Source organism: Mycobacterium sp. ZZG (genome assembly GCF_054786995.1).
Genome location: NZ_JBTBFV010000074.1, coordinates 1 through 24,184 on the forward strand (window position 1 = coordinate 1; position 24,184 = coordinate 24,184).

The 24,184-nt window shown below is 68.1% G+C and carries 19 protein-coding genes, 1 other RNA gene and 1 pseudogene; 10 read left to right on the forward strand and 11 right to left on the reverse strand.

Annotated elements, in window-relative coordinates:
• The 4 genes and pseudogenes from ACXMYJ_RS25795 to ACXMYJ_RS25810 all read left to right on the forward strand — a co-directional run.
• Positions 1–776, forward strand: a pseudogene (locus tag ACXMYJ_RS25795) (phage tail tape measure protein); the annotation flags it as partial.
• An 84-nt stretch (positions 777–860) separates the two neighbouring features.
• Positions 861–1,163, forward strand: coding sequence for a hypothetical protein (locus ACXMYJ_RS25800; RefSeq protein ID WP_460359232.1), 303 nt, complete (start codon positions 861–863; stop codon positions 1,161–1,163).
• Positions 1,164–1,608: 445 nt separating this feature from the next.
• On the forward strand, positions 1,609–2,055 hold the full coding sequence (locus ACXMYJ_RS25805) for a DoxX family protein (RefSeq protein WP_443187023.1): 447 nt from the start codon (positions 1,609–1,611) through the stop codon (positions 2,053–2,055).
• A gap of 189 nt (positions 2,056–2,244) precedes the next feature.
• Positions 2,245–5,484, forward strand: a complete 3,240-nt coding sequence (locus ACXMYJ_RS25810; protein ID WP_460359233.1) for an Ig-like domain-containing protein — start codon at positions 2,245–2,247, stop codon at positions 5,482–5,484.
• Here ACXMYJ_RS25810 and ACXMYJ_RS25815 read toward each other — a convergent pair.
• The 6 genes from ACXMYJ_RS25815 to ACXMYJ_RS25840 form a co-directional block, all read right to left on the reverse strand.
• Positions 5,450–6,076 carry a PaaI family thioesterase gene (locus tag ACXMYJ_RS25815; RefSeq protein WP_443187021.1) on the reverse strand — a complete coding sequence of 209 codons (627 nt, stop codon included), beginning with the start codon at positions 6,074–6,076 and terminating at the stop codon, positions 5,450–5,452. The genes ACXMYJ_RS25810 and ACXMYJ_RS25815 overlap by 35 nt on opposite strands.
• A 27-nt stretch (positions 6,077–6,103) precedes the next feature.
• Positions 6,104–9,088: a bifunctional [glutamine synthetase] adenylyltransferase/[glutamine synthetase]-adenylyl-L-tyrosine phosphorylase gene (locus ACXMYJ_RS25820; protein ID WP_460359234.1), complete on the reverse strand. Its 2,985-nt coding sequence runs from the start codon at positions 9,086–9,088 to the stop codon at positions 6,104–6,106.
• Positions 9,089–9,112: 24 nt separating this feature from the next.
• Complete coding sequence (gene glnA / locus ACXMYJ_RS25825) at positions 9,113–10,453, reverse strand: type I glutamate--ammonia ligase (protein ID WP_443187019.1); 1,341 nt, start codon at positions 10,451–10,453, stop codon at positions 9,113–9,115.
• Between the two features lie 45 nt (positions 10,454–10,498).
• Positions 10,499–12,016 carry an alpha/beta hydrolase gene (locus ACXMYJ_RS25830; RefSeq protein WP_460359235.1) on the reverse strand — a complete coding sequence of 506 codons (1,518 nt, stop codon included), beginning with the start codon at positions 12,014–12,016 and terminating at the stop codon, positions 10,499–10,501.
• Positions 12,017–12,094: 78 nt separating this feature from the next.
• Complete coding sequence (locus tag ACXMYJ_RS25835; RefSeq protein ID WP_460359236.1) at positions 12,095–13,627, reverse strand: alpha/beta hydrolase; 1,533 nt, start codon at positions 13,625–13,627, stop codon at positions 12,095–12,097.
• 59 nt (positions 13,628–13,686) lie between these two features.
• Complete coding sequence (locus ACXMYJ_RS25840; protein ID WP_460359237.1) at positions 13,687–15,090, reverse strand: WS/DGAT/MGAT family O-acyltransferase; 1,404 nt, start codon at positions 15,088–15,090, stop codon at positions 13,687–13,689.
• Positions 15,091–15,251: 161 nt separating this feature from the next.
• Here ACXMYJ_RS25840 and panB point away from each other — a divergent pair, with 161 nt between their 5' ends.
• Positions 15,252–16,091 (forward strand): 3-methyl-2-oxobutanoate hydroxymethyltransferase, encoded by an 840-nt coding sequence (panB, locus tag ACXMYJ_RS25845; RefSeq protein WP_260753647.1) that lies wholly within the window; start codon positions 15,252–15,254, stop codon positions 16,089–16,091.
• Here the strand turns inward: panB and ACXMYJ_RS25850 are convergent.
• Both ACXMYJ_RS25850 and ACXMYJ_RS25855 read right to left on the reverse strand, forming a co-directional pair.
• A complete protein-coding gene (locus ACXMYJ_RS25850; RefSeq protein WP_460359238.1) occupies positions 16,088–16,876 on the reverse strand; it encodes an enoyl-CoA hydratase/isomerase family protein in 789 nt (262 codons plus the stop codon). The two genes, panB and ACXMYJ_RS25850, sit on opposite strands and share 4 nt — an antisense overlap.
• A 16-nt stretch (positions 16,877–16,892) precedes the next feature.
• Positions 16,893–18,674: a fatty acyl-AMP ligase gene (locus ACXMYJ_RS25855; RefSeq protein ID WP_443187015.1), complete on the reverse strand. Its 1,782-nt coding sequence runs from the start codon at positions 18,672–18,674 to the stop codon at positions 16,893–16,895.
• Between the two features lie 151 nt (positions 18,675–18,825).
• Between ACXMYJ_RS25855 and ACXMYJ_RS25860 the strand changes: the two genes are divergently transcribed.
• Complete coding sequence (locus tag ACXMYJ_RS25860) at positions 18,826–20,316, forward strand: CYTH and CHAD domain-containing protein (RefSeq protein ID WP_460359239.1); 1,491 nt, start codon at positions 18,826–18,828, stop codon at positions 20,314–20,316.
• Between the two features lie 87 nt (positions 20,317–20,403).
• Here the strand turns inward: ACXMYJ_RS25860 and ACXMYJ_RS25865 are convergent, their stop codons facing one another.
• The gene (locus ACXMYJ_RS25865; RefSeq protein WP_460359240.1) at positions 20,404–21,045 is read right to left on the reverse strand and encodes a hypothetical protein; all 642 of its coding nucleotides are present in this window, start codon (positions 21,043–21,045) and stop codon (positions 20,404–20,406) included.
• 345 nt (positions 21,046–21,390) lie between these two features.
• On the opposite strand from ACXMYJ_RS25865, the gene ACXMYJ_RS25870 reads away from it, so the two are divergent.
• Both ACXMYJ_RS25870 and ACXMYJ_RS25875 read left to right on the forward strand, forming a co-directional pair.
• Complete coding sequence (locus tag ACXMYJ_RS25870; protein ID WP_460359241.1) at positions 21,391–21,891, forward strand: hypothetical protein; 501 nt, start codon at positions 21,391–21,393, stop codon at positions 21,889–21,891.
• A complete protein-coding gene (locus tag ACXMYJ_RS25875; RefSeq protein WP_460359242.1) occupies positions 21,888–22,292 on the forward strand; it encodes a YybH family protein in 405 nt (134 codons plus the stop codon). The genes ACXMYJ_RS25870 and ACXMYJ_RS25875 overlap by 4 nt, the downstream gene beginning before the upstream one ends.
• A 40-nt stretch (positions 22,293–22,332) precedes the next feature.
• Here ACXMYJ_RS25875 and rnpB read toward each other — a convergent pair.
• An RNA gene (rnpB, locus tag ACXMYJ_RS25880) (RNase P RNA component class A) lies at positions 22,333–22,739 on the reverse strand.
• A 101-nt stretch (positions 22,740–22,840) separates the two neighbouring features.
• On the opposite strand from rnpB, the gene ACXMYJ_RS25885 reads away from it, so the two are divergent.
• Both ACXMYJ_RS25885 and ACXMYJ_RS25890 read left to right on the forward strand, forming a co-directional pair.
• On the forward strand, positions 22,841–23,311 hold the full coding sequence (locus ACXMYJ_RS25885; RefSeq protein ID WP_460359243.1) for a helix-turn-helix transcriptional regulator: 471 nt from the start codon (positions 22,841–22,843) through the stop codon (positions 23,309–23,311).
• Positions 23,312–23,321: 10 nt separating this feature from the next.
• Entirely contained in the window at positions 23,322–23,756 is a 435-nt protein-coding gene (locus tag ACXMYJ_RS25890) for a VOC family protein (protein WP_460359244.1), read from the forward strand.
• Positions 23,757–23,797: 41 nt separating this feature from the next.
• On the opposite strand, the gene ACXMYJ_RS25895 is transcribed toward ACXMYJ_RS25890, so the two are convergent.
• The coding region (locus ACXMYJ_RS25895; protein ID WP_460359245.1) for an HNH endonuclease signature motif containing protein at positions 23,798–24,184 on the reverse strand (387 nt) is incomplete at its 5' end.

Sequence of the window (24,184 nt, forward strand, 5' to 3'; positions counted from 1 at the left end):
TCGGGATGATGGCCGCGGCGAGCGGCTACGGCGGTCAGGGCGCTGTGGCCGGCGGCCCCATCACGCTCGGCTCGCCCGCGGCGGCCGGCATCCATGGTCTCGGCCCGAGCGCGATCGGCCCGGCCCCCCTGGGTGGCGGTGTCGGCGCGCCTCCGGGGACCCCAGCATCGGGCATCGGGCTCGGCGCGCCCCCCGGCCCCGGCGGTCCGGGCATCCTCGGCCTGCCCTTCGGTGGCGGCTCCACGCTTCCGGGCACCGGCATGCCGGGTGCGGCCCCGCTGAGCACCGGCGGCATGGCCTACCCGACAACGGGCGGCGGCGGATTCCAGGGCATGGGCGGACTGCCGATGGACGCCGCGATGATGGCCACCTCCGGCCTGGACGCGCTGGCGCCCGGTGCCGGCGCTGCGGCCAAGATCGGCATTCAGCTCGCGAACCGCACGGTGGCCTACCTGGGCCAGGTCGCTGGCATCGGCGTCTCGGGCCTGATGGAAACGCTGTCGCTGGGCGACAACCCGATGGGCAGCCTGGGCAAGTCGTGGTTCGGCCGGCTCGCGGGCGGGTTCGCCGGGGCACGGCCTGCGCTGCCCAACCTCGCCGGACAGGCAGCACCGGCTACACCGTCAGCCAAGGACCCGCGCGCCGCCGCACAGCAGGGCTTGGCTGCGGGCAAGGGTGGCGACACGAACATCACGGTCAACAACAACCGCCCGACCGAGGACGGCACCGGCCGTGACATCGCCTGGCACGTCAACAGTCAGCCGGGTCGGCAGTGATCGCCGACACCTACCCGGTTTCAAACCGGGGTATCTGACCCATGGAAAGACACCCCGTCCTGACGACAGATTGGAGTGTGCTCGATGATCGAGGAACTACTGAAGGTCGACGTCGACGAGGAAAAGTTTCCCGTCACTGCTGCGATGCAGGGTTATGTAACGACGGCGCTGACGGACTACCCGACCCCCGAGGAAGCCGGCGACAGCGCGCTCGTGGCCACATTGGCCCTCGCGGTGTTGCAGCTGGAAAATGCGCTCGTCGACACCCGAAAGGAGCTGCTCGACGCGAGGGCCGACGCCCTCGCTAGTAAGGCCGCGGTGATCAACCTGGAGCGTCGCTTGATCGAAGCGGGGTACCAGTTCGCACCGCGCGAAGACGCCGACTGATTCTCAGCCCTGGCCACCCCCGCGACCCCTTGCCGAGGGTCGCGCCTTGTTTTTTTCGGGCGAACCAAAAGGGTGTCCATACGATGGACACCCCTGACGTCGGCGCTAACGACACCAGGCAGTCCGCAGCTGGTCCGCAGTAATCCCAGCACGTGCCAATGACAGCCAACGCGATCAACGCGCCTGAGCTGCGAAAACAAACGAGGTCATCGCTAGCCAACTAATCCGTCTGCCCAGCACGTAATTCTCGCTGTATTACGACGTCTAAGTCGGCCCGCCGACGCGACGTCTAAGTCCAAGTCGTACGAGACGACACCGCCCGCGCTGCCCTCGGCAGCGTGGGCGGTTCCGTGTGCGAATAGGCCTTACTCCAGGTCGGGCAGCGCTGAACCGAGGCCACCAGAAAACTATCCGGACTGGAGTCCGCGGCGGTAGGCTCGGGCGCATGACCACCAACCTGGACGCGCGCCTGGCAAGCTATTCCTCCCCGATGCTGAGCATCTTCCGCATCGTGGTCGGTTTGTTGTTCACCCTGCACGGCACCATGAAGCTGTTCGGGTGGCCGCTGGGCGAGGCGGTCCCCACCGGCACCTGGCCGTACTGGTTCGCCGGGGTGATCGAGCTGGTGTGCGGCCTCCTGATCACCGTCGGCTTTTTCACGCGCATCGCGGCGATCGTCGCCGCAGGTCAGATGGCCGTGGCCTACTTCTGGCAGCACTGGGGAATCATCGGCGGGGAGCCCGCCAGCTTCTGGCCGTTCGGCGGCCAGGCCGGCGGCAACGGCGGCGAACTGGCGATCCTGTTCTGCTTCGCGTTCCTTCTTCTGGCCGCGATGGGTGCGGGCACATGGTCGGTGGATGCCCGCCGCCGCGGGGCCGCCGTACGCGCCTAGACCGCGGTTTGCTCGCACCTTCCTGAACAACACCGCGCAGATCTGGCAAACGGGTTTGCGGGGCGCCGCCGGGTAGCGCGTTCTCGACGCGAACGTGAATATCGTGAAAGGTCACCCCGCACCGGTCGAAGTCCTCATAGGATTGCTCCACTTATTGTCAGCGGGACAATTCTTCGGGGGAGGAATGCCGTGGGGCATTCGACGTATATCGGTCGTATCGGCGCGCTCGCGTTTGCTCTGGGGGTGGGCGTCGGCCTCGGCGCCACCCCGGCCATCGCGTTAGCGGACGAGGACAGCAGCGCGGTCAGCTCGTCCACCGCCGACAGCGCGACACCCGATCCCGGGCCGACGACGGAGGACACCACCGCACCTAACGACACCAACACCGACGACGCCGATGACGCCGGCGACGTCGATGAGGTCACCGACGACATCGCTGACGCCGCCGAACCTGAGTTGCCCAGGGACGACGACTCCGACGCGCCCGTGCGCGAGCGCGCGGACCGGGCTACGACAACGGACCCCCACACTGATGCCGCGCCGGAGCCCGCCACCCCCGACGAGCCGGTGACTACGGACTCCGAGGCGGTCGACGATGCCGCCGCGCCGGCCCTCGATTCGACACCGCCCGCCGAACCGGTGACCGATCCAGACCCCGTGAGCGTCTCGGAGACCGCGGAGGCCCCCTCGCCCGCCCCTGAACCGCAGGACGCGCCGGCCGCGAAATCGGTCACGCTGTCGAGCATCCTGTCGTCGCTGCTGGCACCGAAGCGTGTCCCCGACAGCCCCGCCGCATCGCCGCTGTGGCTGATGGTGGCCTCGGCGCTGCGTCGCCAGCTCGACTCACCCACATCGTCGCTGGCCGCCGGTCTCGACTCGGCACTCCTCACCCCCGAACAATCCGAGGCCGTCCGCCGGTTGGGCGACATCCTGATCCCGGGCGCCCCCACCGATCTGGTCGCGACCGACACCCGCGCCTACATCGCGCATGCGGGCAGCCAGTCGCTGACGATCGTCGACACCGTCAGCGGCAAGGTGCTCCAGACCCTCACGCTGCGCTACACACCGACGATGCTCGCGATCGGCCCCAGCGGCACCCGCCTCTATATCTCCAACGCCCTGGCCGGCACGGTGTCGGTGCTCAGCACCGCGACCAATTCGGTCGTCAAGACCATCCGGGTCGGAGACACCCCCACCGGAATAGCGGTGAGCCCCGGCGGATCCCGTCTGTATGTCGTCAACAGCGACGACGGCACCGTCTCGAAGATCAGCACGCTGACCAACAAGGTCGTCGGAACCGTCTACGGCGTCGGCAAGGGGGTCTCGTCGATCGCGATCAGCCCGGACGGCTCGACGATCTACACCCTCAGCAGCACCACCGGAGAGATCTCCCATTTCTCGACGGCGTCGCTGTTCGGCAAGAAGATCCCCGGCGTTGCGGCAGGATCGACGGGAATCACGTTCAGCGCCGACGGTTCCCGCGTTTTCGTGGCCGACGTGGCCGGCAGCGTGCGGATCATCGACGCGAAGTCCCACGAGGTGATCGACAGCATCACGGTCGCAACCGGTACTCCGTTCGAACTCGCGGTCAGCCACGACGGCACGACGCTGTTTGTGGTACGCAGCGACGACGGCAAACTCTCGGTGTACGACGTCGCGAGCAAGACCGAGCTCACCTCGGTGATCGTCAATCCGTATCAGGTCGACGGTCCGCCGATGGTCGCCGTCAGCCCCGACGGCACCCAGCTCTATTGGACGGAGTTCGGCGGTAACCGGTTGCATGTCGTCGCGCTGGTCGCGCCGAATGCAAACCCGGTGGCGCAGACACCGGTCGTCAACTCCCCCAACGCTTCCGGCGACGTTTCGGGATCCGTCACCGTCACCGACCCGGAGGGCAGGCCCCTGACCTACACCGTCACCGGCCCGGGCAAGGGCAGCGTGACCGTCACCCGCGGAGACGACGGCGCATTCGCCTTCACTTACACCCCCACCGCCGCGGCCCGTCACGCGGCTGCCGAAGTGGGCGCCGCCCCCGGCGCCGGCTTCGACACGTTCACCATCACGTTCAGCGACGGCCAACGCGGCGTGGTGAAGGTGCCGATCACGGTGACGATCGCGCCCGCCAACACTGCGCCCACCGCGATCGCCAGGTCGAGCGTGTCCTGGTTCAGCGCGAAGGTGTACGGCACCGTCACCGCCAGGGATGCCGACCGGGATCCGCTGAGTTATTCGGCTTCTCCGACCGCCAAGGGTGGAACCGTGACGATCGGCGCGGACGGGAAGTTCACCTACACCCCGACCGCTGCGGCGCGGCATGCCGCCGCCAACGCCGGGGCGACGCAAGCCGACAAACAGGACACCTTCACCGTGCTCGTCGCCGACGGGCACGGCGGGATCACGTCGCTGACGGTGACGGTGAAGGTCAAGCCGGGCAACGCCGCACCGAACGCGACCGTGCGGACGAGCTCGTCGTGGTTCAGCGCGAAGGTGTACGGCACCATCACCGCCAGGGACACCGACCGGGACGGGCTGACCTACTCGGCGTCGGCGACCGCGAAGAACGGCGTCGTCACCATAAACACCCGCGGGCGGTTCACCTACACCCCCACCGACGCTGCCCGGCACGCAGCCGCGGCCGCCGGCGCGACCGACGCGGACAAGCAGGACACGTTCGACGTCATCGTCGACGACGGACACGGCGGCGTCACGCGGGTGGCCGTCACGGTGGACATCAAACCGCTCAACTGGGCACCGAGCCGCGCGTCGGCGGGAGGAGTGTTCACCAACCCGAACACCGGCATGACCACCGGCAAGATCACCGCGACCGACCAGGACGGCGACGCGTTGACCTACCGGGTGGCGCCGAACACCGGCAAGGGTTCGGTCACTGTCAGCGCCGACGGCACCTTCGCCTACGTCCCGACCGACGAAGCCCGCGCCGCGGCCGCCAAGCGGTTCGCTCCGTCCTGGGACAAGACCGACCGGTTCCGGGTGACAGTCGACGACGGGCACGGCGGCACCACGATGTTGACCGTCCGGGTGGCCATCGCACCGGCCGGATACGTCAACCAGGCCCCAACGAACGGGAATTACAGCCTGAGCCAACAGGATTCAGCCAGCGGCAAGGTGACCGGCACGGTGATCGCGACCGATCCCGAACGCGACACCGTGATCTTTGTCAGCGCCGGCGACGCCGGCAAGGGCAGCGTGGTGGTCGAGGGGGCCGGACAGTTCGTCTACACGCCCGGCGACGATGCGCGCTATCGGGCCGCCGCCGCCGACGCAACACCGGCCGACAAGCAGGACACCTTCACGGTGGTGGCCCTCGACGCCTACGGGGCGGCGACCGCGATCTCGGTGACCGTGCCGATCGTGCCGTTCGCCACCGCGGAGGTCATCCGGCGTCTCGCGCCCACGCTGGCATTATGAACACCCCGTCGGCTTCAGCCGTCGGGCCTTCGGCATCCATCAGGTAGCCCTTGGCGTAGGTCTTGGCGCCCTCAGAGCGCTCGACGAAGGCCTCTGCACGCAGCGGGCCCAACGGCGTGCCGCGCAGATAACGCACGCTGATGGTCCCGGTGAACCGCGCCTTGGTCATCCCGTCGCTGGCCACCTCACCGAGCAGCTGATCGAGCACCAGAGCGCAGATGCCGCCGTGAACCCAGCCGGGCGGGCCTTCATAGGCCGGGCCTAGGGTGAATTCGCTCCAGCAGCGACCGTCCGCCCCGTGCTCGACGACGATCGGCGGACTCATCGCATTACGAAGGCCCACAACGGGATTCCCCCACGTGACGGGACGCCCGGTGACGGCGTGGCGCAACGTCACCCGATCCTCGCGCAGCTGCCGCCCCAGCAACCCGGCGGCGGCCTCCAGATGAGTCAACGCCTGCCGCGCCGTGTCGTCGTCGACGTCGGTGTGGATGCCGAGGTCGATCAGCGTGCGCAGCGCATCTGTCAGCGGTTTGTAGCGGACCCGCTGCCGGTCATGCTCCTCGGCGTCGATCACATCGAAGTCGAACATCTAACCTCCCCAGCCCAAGTGCAACACTCAGCCTCCGAAAACTTTCCGCACCACCGCTTTCGCCCGCCGCGTGACCCGCAGATAGTTATCGAGGAACTCGTTGCCGCCGTCGCCGCCGGGCCAGCCCGCAGCCACCGCGACCGCGTTGAGCAGCTTGCCCGGACCGGGCAGCTGATCGGTGGGTTTGCCGCGCACCAGCACCAGGGCGTTGCGGGCCCGCGTCGCGGTCAACCATGCGTCACGCAGCAACTCGATGTCGCCCTCGGCGATCAACTCGGCAGCGCCGATCGCATTGAGGGTCTCCAGCGTCGACGTCGTGTGCAGCGCCGGGATCTTGTGCGCGAAGCGCAGTTGCAGCAGTTGCACCGTCCACTCGATGTCGGCGAGCCCGCCGCGGCCGAGCTTGGTGTTGGTGTTGGGGTCGGCGCCGCGGGGAAGCCGTTCGGCGTCCACGCGCGCCTTGATACGCCGGATCTCCTGAACCGTCTCCGGGGACACCCCGCCCTCCGGGTAGCGGGTCTTGTCCACCATCAGCAGGAACCGCTCCCCCAGCTCCAGATCACCGGCGACCCGGTGTGCACGCAGCAGCGCCTGGATCTCCCACGGCTGCGCCCACTGCTCGTAGTACGCCTGGTACGACGCCAACGTCCGCACCAGTGGCCCGTTGCGGCCTTCAGGCCGCAGGTTGGCGTCGACCTCCAGCGGCGGGTCAGCGCTCGGTGTGCCGAGCCGGGCACGCACCTGCTCGGCCACGGTGACCGACCACTTCACCGCAGTCGACTCCTCGAAGCCGTCGTTCGGGTCACACACGAACAACACGTCGGCGTCGGATCCGTAACCGAGCTCGCCGCCGCCGAGCCGGCCCATCCCGATCACGGCGATGCGTGCCGGTGCCTTGCCCTGCGGCGCGTTGGCGCGGATCACGGCGTCGAGGGCGGCCTGCAACACCGCCACCCAGACCTGGGTCAGCTGCTTGCACACGTCCGTCACGTCCAGCATTCCGAGCAGGTCCGCCGACGCGATGCGGGCCAGCTCCCGGCGCCGCAGTGAACGTGCGGCCGCGATCGCCCGCGCCGGATCGTCGTGCCGTGCCGCCGAGGCCACCAGCGACTTGGCCACCCCTTCGGTGTCGACGTCGCACAGCTTGGGCCCGTTCGGTCCGTCGGCGTAGAGCTGGATCACCTCCGGCGCGCGCATCAACAGCTCCGGCACGTAGGCCGAGGTGCCCAGCACGTGCATCAGCCGCTTGGCGACTGCCCCCTCGTCGCGCAGCGTCGCCAGATACCACCGCTGCTCGGCGAGTTCGTCGCTGATCCTGCGATAGGCCAGCAGCCCAGCGTCGGGGTCGGGGGTGTCCGACAGCCAGTCGAGCAGCGTCGGCAGCAGCACCTGCTGCACCCGGCCGCGGCGCCCCGAGCTACCGGTCAGCGCCGCCAAGTGCGTGAGCGCGCTCTGCGGTCCCTCGTAACCCAGCGCGGCCAGCTGACGCTCGGCGGCATCCGCGCTCATCCCGTCCGAAAGACCAAGCGACGCTTGGCCGACCGACTCCAGCAGCGGCTGATAGAACAGCTTGGCGTGCAATCGCGACACCCGGTGGTTCTGCCGCTTGAGTTCCTCGCGCAGCACCCCGAGCGAGTCGTGCCGACCGTCGGGCCGCATGTGCGCCGCGCGCGCCAGCCACCGCATCGACTCCTCGTCGTCGGCTTCGGGCAGCATGTGGGTGCGCTTGAGCCGCTGCAACTGCAGACGGTGTTCGAGCAGCCGCAGAAACTCGTAGGAGGCCGTCATGTTCGCGGCGTCGTCCCGGCCGATGTAGCCGCCGTCGCCCAATGCGGCGAGCGCGTTGACCGTGGACGCCACATGCAGCGACTCGTCGTTGCGGCCGTGCACGAGTTGCAGCAGCTGCACCGCGAACTCGACGTCGCGCAGGCCGCCGCTGCCGAGTTTGATCTCCCGGGTCCGCACCCCGGCGGGCACGAGTTCCTCGACGCGTCTGCGCATCGCCTGCACTTCGGGAACGAAGTCCTCACGCTCAGATGCTGTCCACACCATCGGCATCAGCGCCTCGACATACTGCCGGCCCAGATCCATGTCACCGGCGGCCGGCCGCGCCTTCAGAAGTGCCTGGAACTCCCAGGTCTTGGCCCAGCGCTCGTAGTAGGCGATGTGCGATTCCAGGGTGCGGACCAGCTGACCCTGCTTGCCCTCCGGCCGCAGCGCGGCGTCCACCTCGAAGAACGCCTCGGACGCCAACCGCATCATCTCGCCGGCGAGCCTGGTGGCCAGCGCCATGCTGCTGTGCGAGCCGTCGTCGGTCACGAAGATGACGTCGACGTCGCTGACGTAATTCAGTTCCCGCGCACCGCATTTGCCCATCGCGATGACGGTCAGAGTGGGCGCCGGTTTGTCGCCGCACACCGAGGCCGTCACCACCCGCAGCGCGGCGGCCAGCGCGGCGTCGGCGAGATCGGAGAGGTGTTCGCCGACCACGGTGAACGGCAGCACCGGTTCGTTCTCCACCGTGGACGCGACGTCGAGCGCGGCCAGGACCAGCAATCGGTCCCGGTACAGCGTACGCAGCAGCGGCACGGCCGCGGTCGGACCGTCGGACTGATCGGCCCGCTCGGCGAACATGTCGCGCAGTTCCTGTGCGGCCGGAAGCGTGACGTTGCCGGACAGCAGACGCCACGAGTCGGGGTTGGCGACCAGATGGTCACCGAGGGCCAGCGACGAGCCCAGGACCGCGAACAACCGGCCGCGCAGACTGCGGTCCTGCAGAAGGGCGGCGTCGAGTTCAGCCCACCCGGACCCGAGCGCCTCGGACAGCCGGACGATCGCCTTCAGCGCGGTGTCGGCGTCGGGAGCCCGCGACAACGACCACAGGAGTTCGACGTGGGCATCGGTGTTCCAGCCGAGGCTGTCCAGATCCGCCTGCGCCTTCGGCTCGACGAGCCCGAGCCGTCCGACACCGGGCAGCCTGGGACGCTGCGTCGCAGGTTTGGCCACGCCCATCAAGGTAGCGCGCGGCCGCCTGCGTCAGAGCGACAGGTAGTTCTTCAGTTCGAACGGCGTGACGTGGCTGCGGTAGTTCTCCCATTCGGCGCGCTTGTTGCGCAGGAAGAAGTCGAAGACGTGCTCGCCGAGCGCCTCGGCGACCAGCTCGGAGTTCTCCATCTCCGACAGGGCCACGCCGAGGCTGCCGGGCAGTTCCTTGTAGCCCATGGCGCGGCGTTCCTCAGGGGTGAGACTCCACACGTTGTCCTCGGCTTCGGGGCCCAGCACGTAGTTCTTCTCGATGCCGCGCAGACCGGCGGCGAGCAGCACCGCGAAGGTCAGGTACGGGTTGCACGCCGAGTCGGGACTGCGCACCTCGACCCGCCGCGACGACACCTTGTGCGGCGTGTACATCGGGACGCGCACCAGCGCCGAACGGTTGGCTGCGCCCCACGACGCCGCGGTCGGGGCCTCGCCGCCGTGCACCAGACGCTTGTAGGAGTTCACCCACTGGTTGGTCACGGCGCTGATCTCGTTGGCGTGCTCGAGAATGCCTGCGATGAACGACTTTCCGACGCTGGACAGCTGAAGCGGGTCGTCGGGGCTGTGGAACGCGTTGGTCTCGCCTTCGAAGAGGCTCATGTGGGTGTGCATCGCCGAGCCGGGGTGTTCGGCGAACGGTTTGGGCATGAACGACGCGCGCACACCGTCGCCGAGCGCGACCTCCTTGACCAGGTAGCGGAACGTCATCACGTTGTCGGCCATGGAGAGGGCGTCGGCGTAGCGCAGGTCGATCTCCTGCTGACCGGGCGCACCCTCGTGATGGCTGAACTCGACGGAGATACCCATCTGCTCCAGCGCGTCGATGGCGTGGCGGCGGAAGTTCGGCGCCGAATCATGCACGGCCTGGTCGAAGTAGCCGCCGTTGTCCGCCGGGACGGGCGGGGTGCCGTCGTCGGGTCCGGGCTTGAGCAGGAAGAACTCGATCTCGGGGTGCACGTAGCAGGAGAACCCGAGATCACTCGCCTTGGACAGCTGCCGGCGCAGCACGTGGCGCGAGTCCGCCCACGACGGCGACCCGTCGGGCATCGTGATGTCGCAGAACATCCGCGCCGAGTGGTGCTTGCCCGAGCTGTCGGCCCACGGCAGCACCTGGAACGTCGACGGGTCGGGGCGGGCGACCATGTCGGCTTCGGAGACCCGGGCGAAGCCCTCGATCGAGGAGCCGTCGAAACCGATGCCCTCTTCGAAGGCGCCTTCCAATTCGGCAGGCGCGATCGCGACCGACTTGAGGTATCCGAGCACATCGGTGAACCACAGCCGGACGAAGCGGATGTCACGCTCCTCCAGCGTGCGCAGCACGAATTCCTTCTGCCGATCCATGCCCGAAGCCTAGGTTCCGCCTGTTAATTCTGTGTTACGGGGCCGCTAGCAGCGCAAACCGTCGGGCGGCGGTGTCGAGTTCACCAAGAACTCGACGGTGGCCGTGTCGACGCACGCGTCGCCGTTGAAGACCACGGTGTGCTGGGTGCCCTCGAAACTGATCAGCCGGGCGTCCAGCTGCCGCGCCAGGTTCACCCCGGACTCGTACGGCGTGGCCGGGTCACCGGTCGTCGACACCACCACCACCTTGCCCGGCCCGGGCGACGTGGCGACCCCGACCACCGGGGTCGGCGGCACCGGCCACATCGCGCACACGTCGCGCGGGGCGTACCCGGTGAACGGTCCGTGTGACAGGAAGGGCGCGATCTCACGGGAGCGCCTGTCGGCCTCCACCCAGGTCGCCGGGTCCGCCGGATAGACCGCGTCGACGCAGCGGATCGCGTTGAATGCGTCCTGCCGGTTCTTGTAGTGCCCGTTACGGTCCCGCTGCTGATAGTCGTCGGCGAGCAGCAACAGGTCACCCGGGTCGGTGCCGCGCTGCAGCCCGAGCAGCCCGCTGGTCAGATACGGCCAGTAGCGCTGTGAGTACAGCCCGCTGACAGTGCCGGTGATGGCGTCCTGGTAGCTCAGGCCGCGCGGATCGTCCGTCGCCGCAGGGCGGTTCACCAGCGGATCGACGAGCTGCTGGAAACGTGCGACGAATTGTGCCGGGTCGGCGCCCAGCGGGCAGCCCGCCGATTCCGCGCAGTCGGCCGCGTACTCCTGGAAGGCCTTCTGAAAACCGGCCTGCTGGTTCAGGCTCTCGGTGATCGGGTCGAGACTGACATCAACGGCGCCGTCGAGCACCATCGCGCGCACCCGGTCGGGGTACCGCGTGGCGTACACCGCACCCAACTGGGTGCCGTAGGAGAAGCCGAGATAGTTGATGCGGTCCTCGCCGAGCGCCGCGCGCACCACATCCATGTCGCGTGCCGCGGTCGCGGTGCCGACGCTGGCGAGGAAGTCGGCGCCCATCCGGTCCAGGCACCGCGCGGCGAACGTGCGCATCACCTCTTCGATGTGGGCGACCCCGGCCGGGCTGTAGTCGGCCAACGGTTCGGCACGGAACGCGTCGAACTCGGCGTCGGTGCGGCAGCGCAGTGCCGGGGTGGAGTGACCGACGCCGCGCGGGTCGATGCCGACGAGGTCGAAGTGGCTCCCGATCTCGGTGCCGGCCAGCGCCGCGCCCATCGAAGCGACGGTGTCGACCGCCGAGGCGCCGGGCCCGCCGGGGTTGACGACGAGCACTCCCATACGGGAACCGGACGCCGGCACCCTGATGACCGCCAAATCGGCTCGGGCACCGTCAGGTTCGGCGTAGTCGACGGGCACCGCGACGGTGCCGCACTGCGCGGCGGGGATCCTGGAGGTATCCGGAACCCACGACGAACACGAACTCCACACCGGCGCAGTGGAGTACGACTGGTCGGCGTCAGCGGGTGTGGCGGCTGCCGACGGGCACGACGCCGCCGATGTCACGGCCAGCGCTGCGATCAACCGGGCGGCACGCAACATGGCAGACATCGTTGCACGCGAGCCGGGCGAGGTCTCCCCCCGGGACGCAACGGTGACCGGGCCGTTATCAGCCGCTCACCAGGATCGTCAGCAGCGAGTGTCCGGCGCGGGCACGGTGACGTCGACGAGGTACCGGGTGGTGATCTCGTCGATGCACGAGTCTCCTTGCAGCGCAACGGTGTGCTGGGTGCCCTCGAAGGTCACCAAGGTGCCGTCGAGCTGACGCGCCAGGTCGATACCCGCCTGGTACGGGGTGGCCGGGTCGTTGGTCGTCGAGATGACCAGGATCGGCGGCAGCCCGTCGACGTTGATCTCGTGGGGGGTGCTCGTCGGCGGTATCGGCCAGAATCCGCACGTGGTCATCGGCGCCAGGCCGGTGAACTCGCCATAGGCCATGAACGGCGCGGCCTCGCGAACCCGCCGGTCTTGCTCCACCAGCGTGGCACGGTCGGTGATCGCCGGCTTGTCGACGCAGTTGACCGCGATACGGGAGTCGGTGCCGTTGTTGTAGTGCCCCTGCGCGTCCCGCCCCATGTACAGATCGGCCAGCGCCAGCATGGTGTCGCCGCGGCCCTTCTTGATCTCGGACAGGGCCTGCGTCAGGTGCCGCCACAGTCCCGGCGAGTACAGCGGCAGGATGGTGCCGACGATCGCATCGTTGTAGCTCAGACCCCGCGGGTCGGTGGTGTCGGCCGGCTCATCGACCAGCGGCCACACCATCGACCGGTACACGTCGACGGCCTTGTCCGGGTCGGTGCCCAACGGGCAGTCGGGATCGACGGCGCAGTCGGTGGCGTAGTCGTCGAACGCCTGCTGGAACGCCGCGGCCTGCCGGACGTCGGCCTCGACGGGATCGGCGTTCGGGTCGATGGCGCCGTCGAGCACCATGGCGCGCACCTTCTGCGGATAGGCCTCGGCGTAGCCGGCGCCGATACGGGTTCCGTACGAGTACCCCAGGAACGTCAGCTTCTCGTCGCCGAGGGCGGCGCGCAGCGCCTCGAGATCCTTGACCACGCTCTCGGTTCCGACGTTGCCGAGGAAGTCCAGGCCCATCTTGTCGACGCAGCGCTGGACGAACTCCTTGGTGAGCTTCTCCAGATGCGCGACACCCTCCGGGGTGTATTCCACGACGTTGTCGGCCCGCAGTCGGTCATGGTCGGCGTCGCTGTTGCACCACACGGCCGGCGTGGATTCCGCAACGCCGCGCGGATCGAAGCCCACCAGATCGAAGCGCTGACGTACCTCTTCGGGCAGCGTCGCGGCCATCACGGCTGCCGATTCCTTGCCCGATTTGCCCGGCCCACCCGGATTGACGATCAGCGAGCCGATCTTGTCTCCGCCGGCCTTGATCCGCAGCAACGCGATCTGCGCAACGTCACCGTCGGGGTCGTCGGGGTTGTCCCAGTCGACGGGCACCGACAGCATGCCGCACTCGGCGCCGGGCGGGATGCGCACCTGGTCAGACGGTCCGGCTTCACACGGGCCCCACTCGATCGGGGTGCCGGGCGGGGGCACGGCGACCAGCGCCCGCCCCGACACCACCTGGCTGCACCCGGCGACCAGCAGCACGGCCAGCGTCAGCAGGAGACCGGGTCGCGCGGCACCGGACGTGAGCTTCATGGCACCACATGCTGCCATGAACCGGCATCCATGCTGGCACGGCGCGTGTGCGGGCAGCGCTAGCGCGTGGCGTCCAGAAGTTCACCGAGCGCCACGTCGAACGCGTCGGCCATGTCCCACAGGTCGGGCAGCAACTCGGGGCACGACACGATTCCGACGTCGAGATTGCCCGACAGCGACATCACCGTCATGTTCAGGCCCGAACCGTGGAAGATCGGTCCGAGCGGATACATCGCCTTGACCTCGCACCCCAGCATGTACAGCGGACCCTGCGGACCGGGCACGTTGGAGACCACCAGGTTGTGCACCGGCCGCGCACCGCTGAGCCTGCTGCTGGCGTACACCCGCATCGCCACCCCGAACACCGCCGGCGCGGCGAACTGTGTCCAGTCCTGCAGAAGAGTCGCCGAGATCGCCGAACTATGTTGTTTGGCAACCGAATTCGCTTCGGCAATGGCTTTCAATCGCTCGACGGGGTCCTCGATGTTGGTCTCGAGCCGGGAGAACATCCCCGATACCTGGTTGCGTCCGGGACGGTCGGACTTCTCGTGCACCGACACCGGAACCATGGCGACCAGCGAACTCTCGGGCAGCTCGCCTCGCTCGATCAGGAACGTGCGCAGCACACCGGACACCAGCGCCATCACCACATCGTTGACCTTGACCCCGAAGTGAGTCTTCACCGTCTTGATGTCGTCGAGATCGAGGTGGGCGAACGCGACGTTGCGGCGGCCGGTGACGTTCGCATTGAACGCGGTCTTGGGCGCCACGAACGGCGGCGCCATCGTCAGGCCGCTGCGCGCCCGCTTCACGGTGTCGATCACCGTCGACACCGTGTTCGGCAGGACGTTGACCAGCTTCAACGGTCTGCTCACGAATCGCACCGCGCCACTGACCGCGATCTCCAGATCGGTGCCGCCGCCGGGACCCTCCACCGGATCCGGCGGCGGCGCGTCGGGCTCGGTGGTGCACAGCTTCGACATCAGGTTCGCCCCGGTCACACCGTCGACTGCGCAGTGATGCACCTTGGTCATCACCGCGACGCGGCCGCCGGTGTGCGCTGGGGGCCCGTCGCTGGTGCCGGCGACGTTCTCGATCACCCACATCTCCCACAGCGGGCGGGTCCGGTCGAGCGGCAACGACGCGATGTGGCCGCAGATCTCGGCCAGCTCGGCACGGCCACCCGGCGATGGCAACCCGATTCGGTGCAGATGACGGTCGACGTCGAAATCGTTGTCCTCCACCCAGACTGGGTGATCAAGGTTGAACCGGCTGTCGGCGATCTTCTCGCGGAACTCGGGCATGGCCTTGATGCAGAGCTCCAGCCCGTCGCGCAGCCGGTCGAAGGTGTAGCCGCCCGGCATCGTGGACGTGTCGAGCTCCAGGATCGAACAGACATGCAGTGGCTGGGCCGCGGTTTCGAGGTACAGGAAACTGGCGTCGAGTCCGCTGAGCCGTTGCATGCCGCCGATCGTATGCCCGGGCGGGACGGGTGTGAGCAAATCCACTTAACGCGCCGTTCACCTTCTGCTGACGCAGTGGCAGACTGGGCGGGTCAGCGAAACCCGGGGACCCGATTCGGGCCTCGAGGATTCAACACGACTCGCCCATTAAGGGGACAACGATGTCTGAGCAGCCTGTCTACGGCGCTGTCACCGAGACGCCCAAGCGTGTGAAGGTCCGGACGCACCACCTGCACAAGTGGAAGGCCGAAGGCCACAAGTGGGCCATGCTGACCGCATACGACTACTCCACCGCGGCGATCTTCGACGAAGCGCAGATTCCGGTGCTGCTCGTCGGCGATTCCGCGGCCAACGTGGTCTACGGCTACGACACCACCGTTCCGGTGACGCTCGACGAACTGATTCCGCTGGTGCGCGGAGTGGTCCGGGGCGCACCGCACGCGCTGATCGTGGCCGATCTCCCCTTCGGCAGCTACGAGGCCGGGCCGCAGCAGGCGCTGGCCACCGCGACCCGGATGCTCAAGGAGACCGGCGCGCACGCGGTGAAGCTCGAAGGCGGTGAGCGGGTGGCCGACCAGATCGCCGCCGTGAGCGCCGCGGGCATCCCGGTGATGGCACACATCGGCTTCACCCCGCAGAGCGTCAACGGCCTCGGCGGATTCCGGGTGCAGGGGCGTGGCGACGCCGCGGAACAGACCATCCACGACGCGATCGCCGTGCAGGAGGCAGGCGCGTTCGCGGTGGTGATGGAGATGGTCCCGGCCGAGCTGGCCACCCAGATCACCGGGAAACTCACGATTCCGACCGTCGGCATCGGCGCCGGACCCAACTGCGACGCCCAGGTTCTGGTGTGGCAGGACATGGCCGGTATGACCAATGGCAGGACCGCGAAGTTCGTCAAGCGGTTCGGCGCGGTCGGTGACGAGCTGCGCCGTGCCGCCACCGACTACGCCCGTGAGGTCGCCACCGGTACCTTCCCGGCCGAGGAGCACTCCTTCTAGCCGCGAGGTCCGAATTCCGCCTTGCGTTTGGACAGGAACGCGTCGACTCCTTCGCGCCCGTCGGCGGATTCGGCTCGTGCGGCGATCGTCCGCCCCTCCAGCTCCATCTGCTGTTCCAGGCCGTTGCCGAAGGTGTCCAACAGCAGCGCCTTCACCGCGCCGTTGGAGCCGGCCGAGGTCTGCGCCATCTGCTCGGCGAGCTCGTCGGCGCGAACCCGGAGCTGATCGTCGGCGACCACCTCACCCACAAGGCCCCACTGCGAGGCCTCTTGCGCGGACAGCGTGCGGTTGGCCAGCATCAGCTGCTTGGTCTTGGCGATGCCGATCAGCCGTGGGAGGTGGTAGGACGCACCGCCGTCCGGGCTCAGCCCGACGCGGGTGTAGGCCATCGTGAACGACGCGGACTCCGCGGCCAGCACCAGATCCCCGGCGACGGCCAGGGAGAACCCGGCGCCCGCGGCCGTACCGTTGACAGCCGTGATCACCACCGCGTCCATGCGCGCCAGCGTCGAGATGGCCCGGTGCAGGTCGTCGGCGACCCCCTTGATGTGGTGTCCCCGGCCCGGCGCGGATGCGAAGTCCTTCAGATCACCTCCGGCGCAGAAGAACCGCCCGGCCCCCGTGATGACGACGACCTTGGTGGCGGGGCTGTCGCAGCGTGCCGCCGCCACGGCCAGCTCGCGGGTCATCGTGCCGTTCATGCCGTTTGCGGCATCGGGACGGTTCAGCGTGATGCGCGCGATGACACCGGTCTGCTCGAACGTGATGGTCTGGAATTCGGTCACACACGGACTGTAGCGGCTACAGTTTGCCTTCCAGATACTCGGTCCGGCATGCCCGGCGCGCCAGCTTCCCGCTGGTGGTTCGTGGAATCACGCCTGCGGCAACCAGTTTGATCTCCTTCAACGGCAGCGCATGATTGCGCGACACCGCAGAGCGGATCGCCTCCTGGATGGGACCGGCATCCGCGCGGCCGGCTCCGGGAGCGCGTTCGGCCACGATGACGACCTCTTCGCGGCCTTCGCCGGGAACCGAGAACGCCGCGACGAAGCCGGTCCGCACCGCCGGTGACGCTGCGGCGACGGTCGCCTCGATGTCCTGCGGGTAGTGGTTGCGCCCGTCCACGATCACCAGGTCCTTGACCCGGCCGGTGATGTACAGCTGGCCGTCGAGGTAGACACCGAGGTCCCCGGTGCGCATCCACAGCGCGTCCTCGGCGCAGCCCTCGGCGTGGCTCTCGTAGAGCAGGCGCGACTGGAGCTTGTTCTGGAAGGTCAGCTCCGTCTCTTCCTGCCGGCCCCAGTAGCCGCGGCCGATGTTGTCGCCGTGCAGCCAGATCTCGCCCACCCGGCCGTCGGCCAGCTCGGACTCGGTGGCCGGATCGACGATCACGGCCCATTGGCTGCGGGCCACCCGGCCGCAGGACACCTGGGCCACCGCGTTGGCGTCACCGGAATCGACCCGCACCGCGTTGCCCAGCGAGAGCTGCTCGCGGTCGAGGTACGTCGGCTCGGGGCGGGCCTCGGGTCCGATGGTCGAGACGAACAGCGTCGCCTCGGCCATCCCGTAGGAGGGCTTGACCGCCGTCGCCGGCAGACCGTAAGGCCCGAACGCGGCGTAGAACTTTTCGATCGAGGCCATGTTCACCGGCTCGGAGCCGTTGATCAGCCCGGCGACGTTGTTGAGGTCGAGCGTGTCCCCTGCCGGCGGCAGACCGCGCTGGGCGGCCAGCTCGAACGCGAAGTTGGGCGCCGCCGCGAACGTCGGGGCGTCGGACGCGCCGAGTTCCTTGATCCACCGGTAGGGCCGGCGCACGAAGGACACCGGCGACATCAGCGTGATGTGCCCGCCGCACAGCGCGGGGAACATGATCATCAGCAGTCCCATGTCGTGAAACAGGGGCAGCCAGCTGACGCTGCGGATGTTGTGGTCCAGACCGACGCCGTCGATCATCTGGACGATGTTGGTGCAGGCCGAGCGGTGGGTGATCTCCACACCCGCCGGCGCACGGGTGGAACCCGACGTGTACTGCAGATAGGCGATGTCGTCGCTGTTCAGCGGCGCGGGCGCGAAACCGGCGCCGACGGCGTCGGGCACCGCATCGGTGGCGATGATCCTGGGCCGGCGCTCGCGCGGAAGCTTGCGCACGAAGTCACGGACCGACTCGGCGGCGGACGTCGTGGTGAGCACCACCGTCGGCAGGGCGTCGTTGAGCACCGCGTCCAGCCGGTCGGCGTGGCCGGGAAGTTCCGGCGCGAACAGCGGGACCGCGATGGTGCCGGCCAGGATCGCTGCGAAGAAGCCGACGACGTACTCGACGCCCTGCGGCGCGAGGATGGCCACCCGGTCACCGGGACGAGTCACCTGCTCCAGTCGGGTTCCGACCGCATGCAACCGCGTCCTGAGCTGGTTCCAGCTCAACTCGACGGTGCAGTCACGGTCGAAATCGAGATACCGGTAGGCCGGCGTGTCACCCAGTTCTTCGACGTTACGGTCGAGGAACGAGGTCAGCGTCAGGCCGGCCGGGATCGCAATGTTGCCTTCGCGGTCGAGGTAGTCGTCGAGCCGCACCACTGGACTCATAAGAGCATCCTAAGAGAACGATCATGAAATCGGTGCAACGGCACCTAGGCGCGTCGAACACAGTTTGGACACGGCCGTCGGCACCGCGGTGGCCGTTCACGTCGATGTGGCACTCTATGGTCCCCCCGAACCTCCTAGAGACAGGGTGTCCATGGCCCCGAAATCGCGCGAAACGTCCAGGTACATGGAGACCGAGCGCAAGTTCGACGTGGTCGAGGCAACCGGGTCGCCGTCCTTCGACGGGTTGGCCGCCGTGAGCCGGGCTGAGCGGTCGCCGTCACAATCGCTGGACGCTGTCTACTTCGACACACCCTCGCGCGACCTCGCCCGGCACAGGATCACACTGCGCCGCCGCACGGGCGGGCCCGACGCCGCGTGGCATCTGAAGTTGCCGGCCGACGCGGACAGCCGCACCGAGGTGCACGCGCCGCTGGCCGAGGACGGCTCCGACGAGACCGCCGTACCGGAAAGTCTGCGCGACGTCGTCCTGGCGATCGTGCGGGACCGACCGCTGGAGCCGGTGGCCCGCATCCGCACGGTGAGGAACGTCGAACTCCTGCACGGGCCGGACGGGACGGTGATCGCCGAGTTCTGCGACGACCACGTGACGGCGAGCGCGGTCGGCGGCGAGGAGCAGCGCTGGCGCGAGTGGGAACTCGAACTCCGGGCCGACGCGAACCCGGATGTGTTCGACAGGCTGACGAATCGTTTGCGCGACGCCGGGGCGGAGCCGGCCGGTCACGGCTCCAAGCTGGCGCGGGTGCTGGCCACTGATACCCCGGCGACCGAGGTAGCCGTGAAGGATCCGGCGCGGCGTGCAGTGGCGCAGCACGTCGGCGAGCTCATCGCGTGGGATCGGGCCGTCCGGGCCGACGCGTTGGACGCGGTCCATCAGATGCGGGTCACGACCCGCAAGATCCGCAGCCTGCTGCAGTCGGCGCAGGGCTCCTTCGACTTCACCGGCCGGGAATGGGTGCTCGACGAGTTGCGCGAACTGGCCGGGGTGCTGGGCGTCGCTCGCGACGCGGAGGTGCTCGCCGAACGGTACGAGCGTGCTCTCGACGCCCTGCCCGGGGTGAATGTGCGGGGACCGGTGCGCGAGCGGCTGGTCGAGGGCGCCCAGAAGCGCTATCAGACCGGATGGAAGCGGTCTCTGACGGCGATGCGCTCGCCGCGGTACTTCCGGCTGCTGGATGCGCTGGAGGAGTTGGTCAGCGCCGACGCTCCCCACTCTGGTCCGGGCGGGGTACCCGCTGAGCTGACCATCGGCTCGGCGTACAAGCGGGTGCGCAAGGCCGCCAAAGCCGCCCGGCTGGCAGCGGCCGATACCGAAACCGACCCTGACGAGGCGCTGCATCGAATCCGTAAGCGCGCCAAGCAGCTCCGCTACACCGCCGCGGCCACCGGCCAGGGCAAGGTGGCCGACCGAGCGAAGACGATCCAGACGCTGTTAGGTGACCACCAGGACAGTGTGGTCAGCCGCGCGCACCTGAGCCGGCAGGCCCAGGCGGCGCACACCGCGGGCGAGGACACCTTCACCTACGGGCTGCTGTACCAGCAGGAGGACGACCTGGCCCAGCGCTGCGAGGAGCAGATCGACCGTGCGCTTCGGAAACTCGACAAGGCGGTGCGCCGGTCCTGATCCGGCGCGCGCCAGACCGTCGAGGATCTGCATCGGATCGGCGCATGCCGCGGCCATGGCGTCCTACGTCGCGGTCATCAGGGATGGTCATGGTCTCGGTGCTCCATCGCCGGCCGCGGTACGGCGGGCCAATGCCCGCGACAGCGGCAGCAGGACCAGCAGACTGACGATGGCCACGACCACGACCATGACCACCACGCTGGGATCGTTAAAGCTCTGTCCCCCGACCACCAATGCGGCGGCGATGTTGCGCTGGGCTGTTCCCAATCCCAGCACCGGCCGCGTTGCGGCGGCCGGCCCGCCCAGCCCCCAGCCGAGGGCGTAGCCGATGGCGATGAACAGCAGGCCGGCCAGGATGGCGCGGGTGCCGAACACCGAGAGCACATTGCGGAAGTTGACCACCACCAGCAGCACCACCACGGCGACCGCGAACGCCAGGTCGCCTTTGGCAATTTGGGCGAGCTTGGGCAGAAACGAGGCGCCGGCGGCGACGCCGAGCAGCAGCAGGCCCACTGCGAACGGTTCATCCAGAGCAAGCACCTTGGCCAGCAGCACCGCCGCGGCGGGCATCAACAGGAAGTTGGCCAACAGAGACATCGCCACCAGCCGCGCATTGCGTAGCGGGGCGGTGATCTCAGTGATCCTGAGCCCCAGCCCCATCGCCAGCATGCTCGACACTACGAAGATCAGCGTGGCGATGGGGACGGCGTGCTGCAGTACAGCCATCATCGCGTTGACCTCGGTTCGGCTGGTCAGGTTCGGCGCTGCCCGCGGAGCGGGGTCTCAATCCGTCGGGCCGCGTTGATGATTGGACAGCGGCGGCGAGGATCTGGCTTGCCACCGCACCCGTACTGTACGCAGTCAGGCCCTGTGTGGCAGCGCTTTCGGGCCGTAAAGCGTCGACATCCGCCGGTGGCAGAGCCTCGTCAGGGTGATTCGTTGAATTCGCAAGCGCACCATTGGATGCGGTCATTGATCGAACATGGTGGGTCGGCACGGGAAGTCACCAGACAGTGGAAGTCCGTCGGTGCTACCGTCACGGCTAGTCGGGGGTCGAGTTGTCGCGAGGAGCAAGTGATGCCCAACGATGAGGACTGGTCTCGGCCGGCCGCGGTGGCCATCCCCAAAGGCGGCTACTTCGAGGAAGAGCGTGGCCGCTACGGTCCCATCTTTCCGAAAACACCTGCCTGCTATGGGTTCTCGATCATCGCGAAGGTGATACCCGGACGCAAGGACGTCATTCGCGAGCATGGCAAGACGCTGGAAGCAGCGGTAGCGGCCGATCCCACGGTGCTAGAACTGCTGAAGCTGCACTACCTGCGCTGGCAGCTCTTCCCGATCGAGGATGACCTGTACTTCCAGTATCAGGGCATCTTCGACACCGAGTTCACCAACCTCGAGGGTTTTCCCGAGGACTGGAAAACCCATCCGTCCGCTTTCGTGAAATTTGTCCGCGAGCATGATGTACCGAGCTTCCTGGAATACGGCGAGTACCCGTATGTCACGGCCGATGAGGTGAAAAAGGCGCTGCGCCCGAAGGCGGCGTTCACCAATATGCTCGACCAGATGCAATGAGCGACACTCCCCTCGAAGCTGTTCACGCGTACTTGGACGCGTTCAACGCCGGGGATCCCGCGGCGATGTCGGAGGCGTTCGCTTCCGACGGCTCGATCCTCGACGGTATGCCACCGCACCTTTGGCTGGGGCCGACGGCCGCGGCGGACTGGTACCGCGACGTCTTGGCCGAAGGCGACCATGCGGGCGCGTCGGGCTATCACGTCACCATCGGTGAGCCGGTGCACAACGACACGGCCGGCGACAGTGCGTATGTGGTGGTTCCGGCCACGATGACGTTCGACGTCAACGGGAGGACGGTGACCCAGACCGGCGCGACGTTCACGGTGGCGCTTCGCCGCGGCGCCGACGGGTGGCGAGTCGCGGCATGGGCGTGGGCGAAGGGCCAGCGCGCGCTATGACCGACGGGTCGCCCTTAGAGCGCAGGACCCGGAGTTAGGGCGGATGAGCTGGCCTATAAGCCGGATTCTGTTCCTCACCACCATGGCTGGCAGCGAGGCGGCGACCATCCATCTGGACACACCGTCGCCGGGTGCCTCAAGCGGCCTACCCGCAGGCTCGGGCGAGCAACCCTCAGGCGCCTGCGCGGCCGCAACCAGGTTGCGGCCTTCTTGGCCTTGCTTCGGGTGGGGTTTACCAAGCCACCCCGGTCACCCGGGATGCTGGTGCGCTCTTACCGCACCTTTTCACCCTTACCTCCCCGAGCGCCCGCAGGCGCTGGGGTGGCGGTCTGTTTTCTGTGGCACTTTCCCGCGAGTCACCTCGGATTGCCGTTAGCAATCACCCTGCTCTGTGAAGTCCGGACTTTCCTCGACACCGTATGGTGCCGCGGCCGCCCAGCCAGCTCATCCGCCCTAACAACGTAATGGTTCGGGCGCCGATTCCGTTAACGAACACCGAGCTCAGCTGGTGACGAACATCGAGCCCAGCTGCGCGCCATACTGTGGACATGCTTCCGCCAGCCCGGGACATGCTTCCGCCGGCCCGCTACCTGATGCGGGCCAAGGACCTGGCCGACGCGCGCTACTCAGAGCCGATCACCGTCGCCGATCTCGCGGCCGCCGCCGGATTGTCCCGGGCTCACTTCAGCCGCACATTCACCCAGACATTCGGCGAGTCGCCGCGTGCGTACCTGCAGACCCGACGCCTTGAGCGGGCGGCGGCCCTGCTGCGCCACACCGACAGGTCGGTAGCCGACATCTGCGTGATGGTCGGGCTGCAGAGCGTCGGGTCGTTCACCACCAGTTTCGCGCGCGCCTACGGTACGCCTCCGGCGGCATACCGAGCTTCGATGCCGCCCGCTGCCGTCCACGCGCGGATTCCCAGCTGCATTCTGCAGCGCGACACCCGCCCGAAGGCCGACACCCGCGTCGCAAAAACAGCACACGGGGAGAAGACACGCGTATCGGTGCGGCCGTAGCGTCGGCGCCATGATCAAGATTGCCAGTGCCCATCTGTGGGTTCACGACCAGGAAGCCGCGTTGAAGTTCTGGACCGAGAAGGTGGGTCTGGAAGTGCGCCAGGATGTTTCGTTGCCCGATGTTGACGGCATCTTCCGGTGGCTCACGGTCGGGCCGCCCGGCCAGGACGATGTGTCGATCGTGCTGATGGCTGTCCCCGGCGAACCTGTCATGGACGACGCCACCAGGAAGCAGGTACTCGACCTCACCGCAAAGGGCTTCGCCGGCACCATTTTCCTGACCACCGACGATTGCCGCGCCAGCTACGAGGAGCTGAAGGCACGCGGCGTCGAGTTCACCGAGGAACCCCACGAGATGCCCTACGGCATCGACTGCGGATTCCGGGATCCTTCGGGCAACAGCGTGCGCCTCACCCAGCTCGCCGCGGTCCCGCAACGCAGCTGAAGACACGCGCCAGATGCCCGGCGCCGGGTGACCTGACGCGACTACGCGGCGTCGAAGGTGATGAGGTCGATGGTGAGTTTGCCTTCGAGGAGGCTGAGGCGGCGGCGGACCGGTGGGCCGGGTAGTTGGGGTGCGCTGGTGCGATAGATCGCCCCGGTGGGGGTGATGAATTCGGCGGTGTGCTCCCCGTCGGATTCGGTGGTGTTGACCTGCCAGCCGGGGGCTTCTTTGGCGTAATTGCAGGCCTCGCACATCCCGAGGCCGTTGCGCGCGCTGGTCGGCCCGCCGGCTCGATCGGGTATGGCGTGGTCGTGGTGGCGGATCACGGCGTTGCAGTACGGGGTCCGGCAGGTGCGGTCGCGGCGCTCGAGCAGCTGCGCCAGTCCTTTCGGGAAGATCCGGGCGGCCGATTCCATCGCCACCAACTG

Bases quoted from the DNA above. Each gene is read 5' to 3' on its own strand.
- ACXMYJ_RS25800 (WP_460359232.1), top strand. From the start codon at position 861: ATGATCGAGGAACTACTGAAGGTCGACGTCGACGAGGAAAAGTTTCCC.
- ACXMYJ_RS25805 (WP_443187023.1), top strand. From the start codon at position 1,609: ATGACCACCAACCTGGACGCGCGCCTGGCAAGCTATTCCTCCCCGATG.
- ACXMYJ_RS25815 (WP_443187021.1), bottom strand. From the start codon at position 6,076: ATGTTCGACTTCGATGTGATCGACGCCGAGGAGCATGACCGGCAGCGG.
- ACXMYJ_RS25820 (WP_460359234.1), bottom strand. From the start codon at position 9,088: ATGGGCGTGGCCAAACCTGCGACGCAGCGTCCCAGGCTGCCCGGTGTC.
- glnA (WP_443187019.1), bottom strand. From the start codon at position 10,453: ATGGATCGGCAGAAGGAATTCGTGCTGCGCACGCTGGAGGAGCGTGAC.
- ACXMYJ_RS25830 (WP_460359235.1), bottom strand. From the start codon at position 12,016: ATGTCTGCCATGTTGCGTGCCGCCCGGTTGATCGCAGCGCTGGCCGTG.
- ACXMYJ_RS25835 (WP_460359236.1), bottom strand. From the start codon at position 13,627: ATGAAGCTCACGTCCGGTGCCGCGCGACCCGGTCTCCTGCTGACGCTG.
- ACXMYJ_RS25840 (WP_460359237.1), bottom strand. From the start codon at position 15,090: ATGCAACGGCTCAGCGGACTCGACGCCAGTTTCCTGTACCTCGAAACC.
- panB (WP_260753647.1), top strand. From the start codon at position 15,252: ATGTCTGAGCAGCCTGTCTACGGCGCTGTCACCGAGACGCCCAAGCGT.
- ACXMYJ_RS25855 (WP_443187015.1), bottom strand. From the start codon at position 18,674: ATGAGTCCAGTGGTGCGGCTCGACGACTACCTCGACCGCGAAGGCAAC.
- ACXMYJ_RS25860 (WP_460359239.1), top strand. From the start codon at position 18,826: ATGGCCCCGAAATCGCGCGAAACGTCCAGGTACATGGAGACCGAGCGC.
- ACXMYJ_RS25865 (WP_460359240.1), bottom strand. From the start codon at position 21,045: ATGATGGCTGTACTGCAGCACGCCGTCCCCATCGCCACGCTGATCTTC.
- ACXMYJ_RS25875 (WP_460359242.1), top strand. From the start codon at position 21,888: ATGAGCGACACTCCCCTCGAAGCTGTTCACGCGTACTTGGACGCGTTC.
- ACXMYJ_RS25885 (WP_460359243.1), top strand. From the start codon at position 22,841: ATGCTTCCGCCAGCCCGGGACATGCTTCCGCCGGCCCGCTACCTGATG.
- ACXMYJ_RS25890 (WP_460359244.1), top strand. From the start codon at position 23,322: ATGATCAAGATTGCCAGTGCCCATCTGTGGGTTCACGACCAGGAAGCC.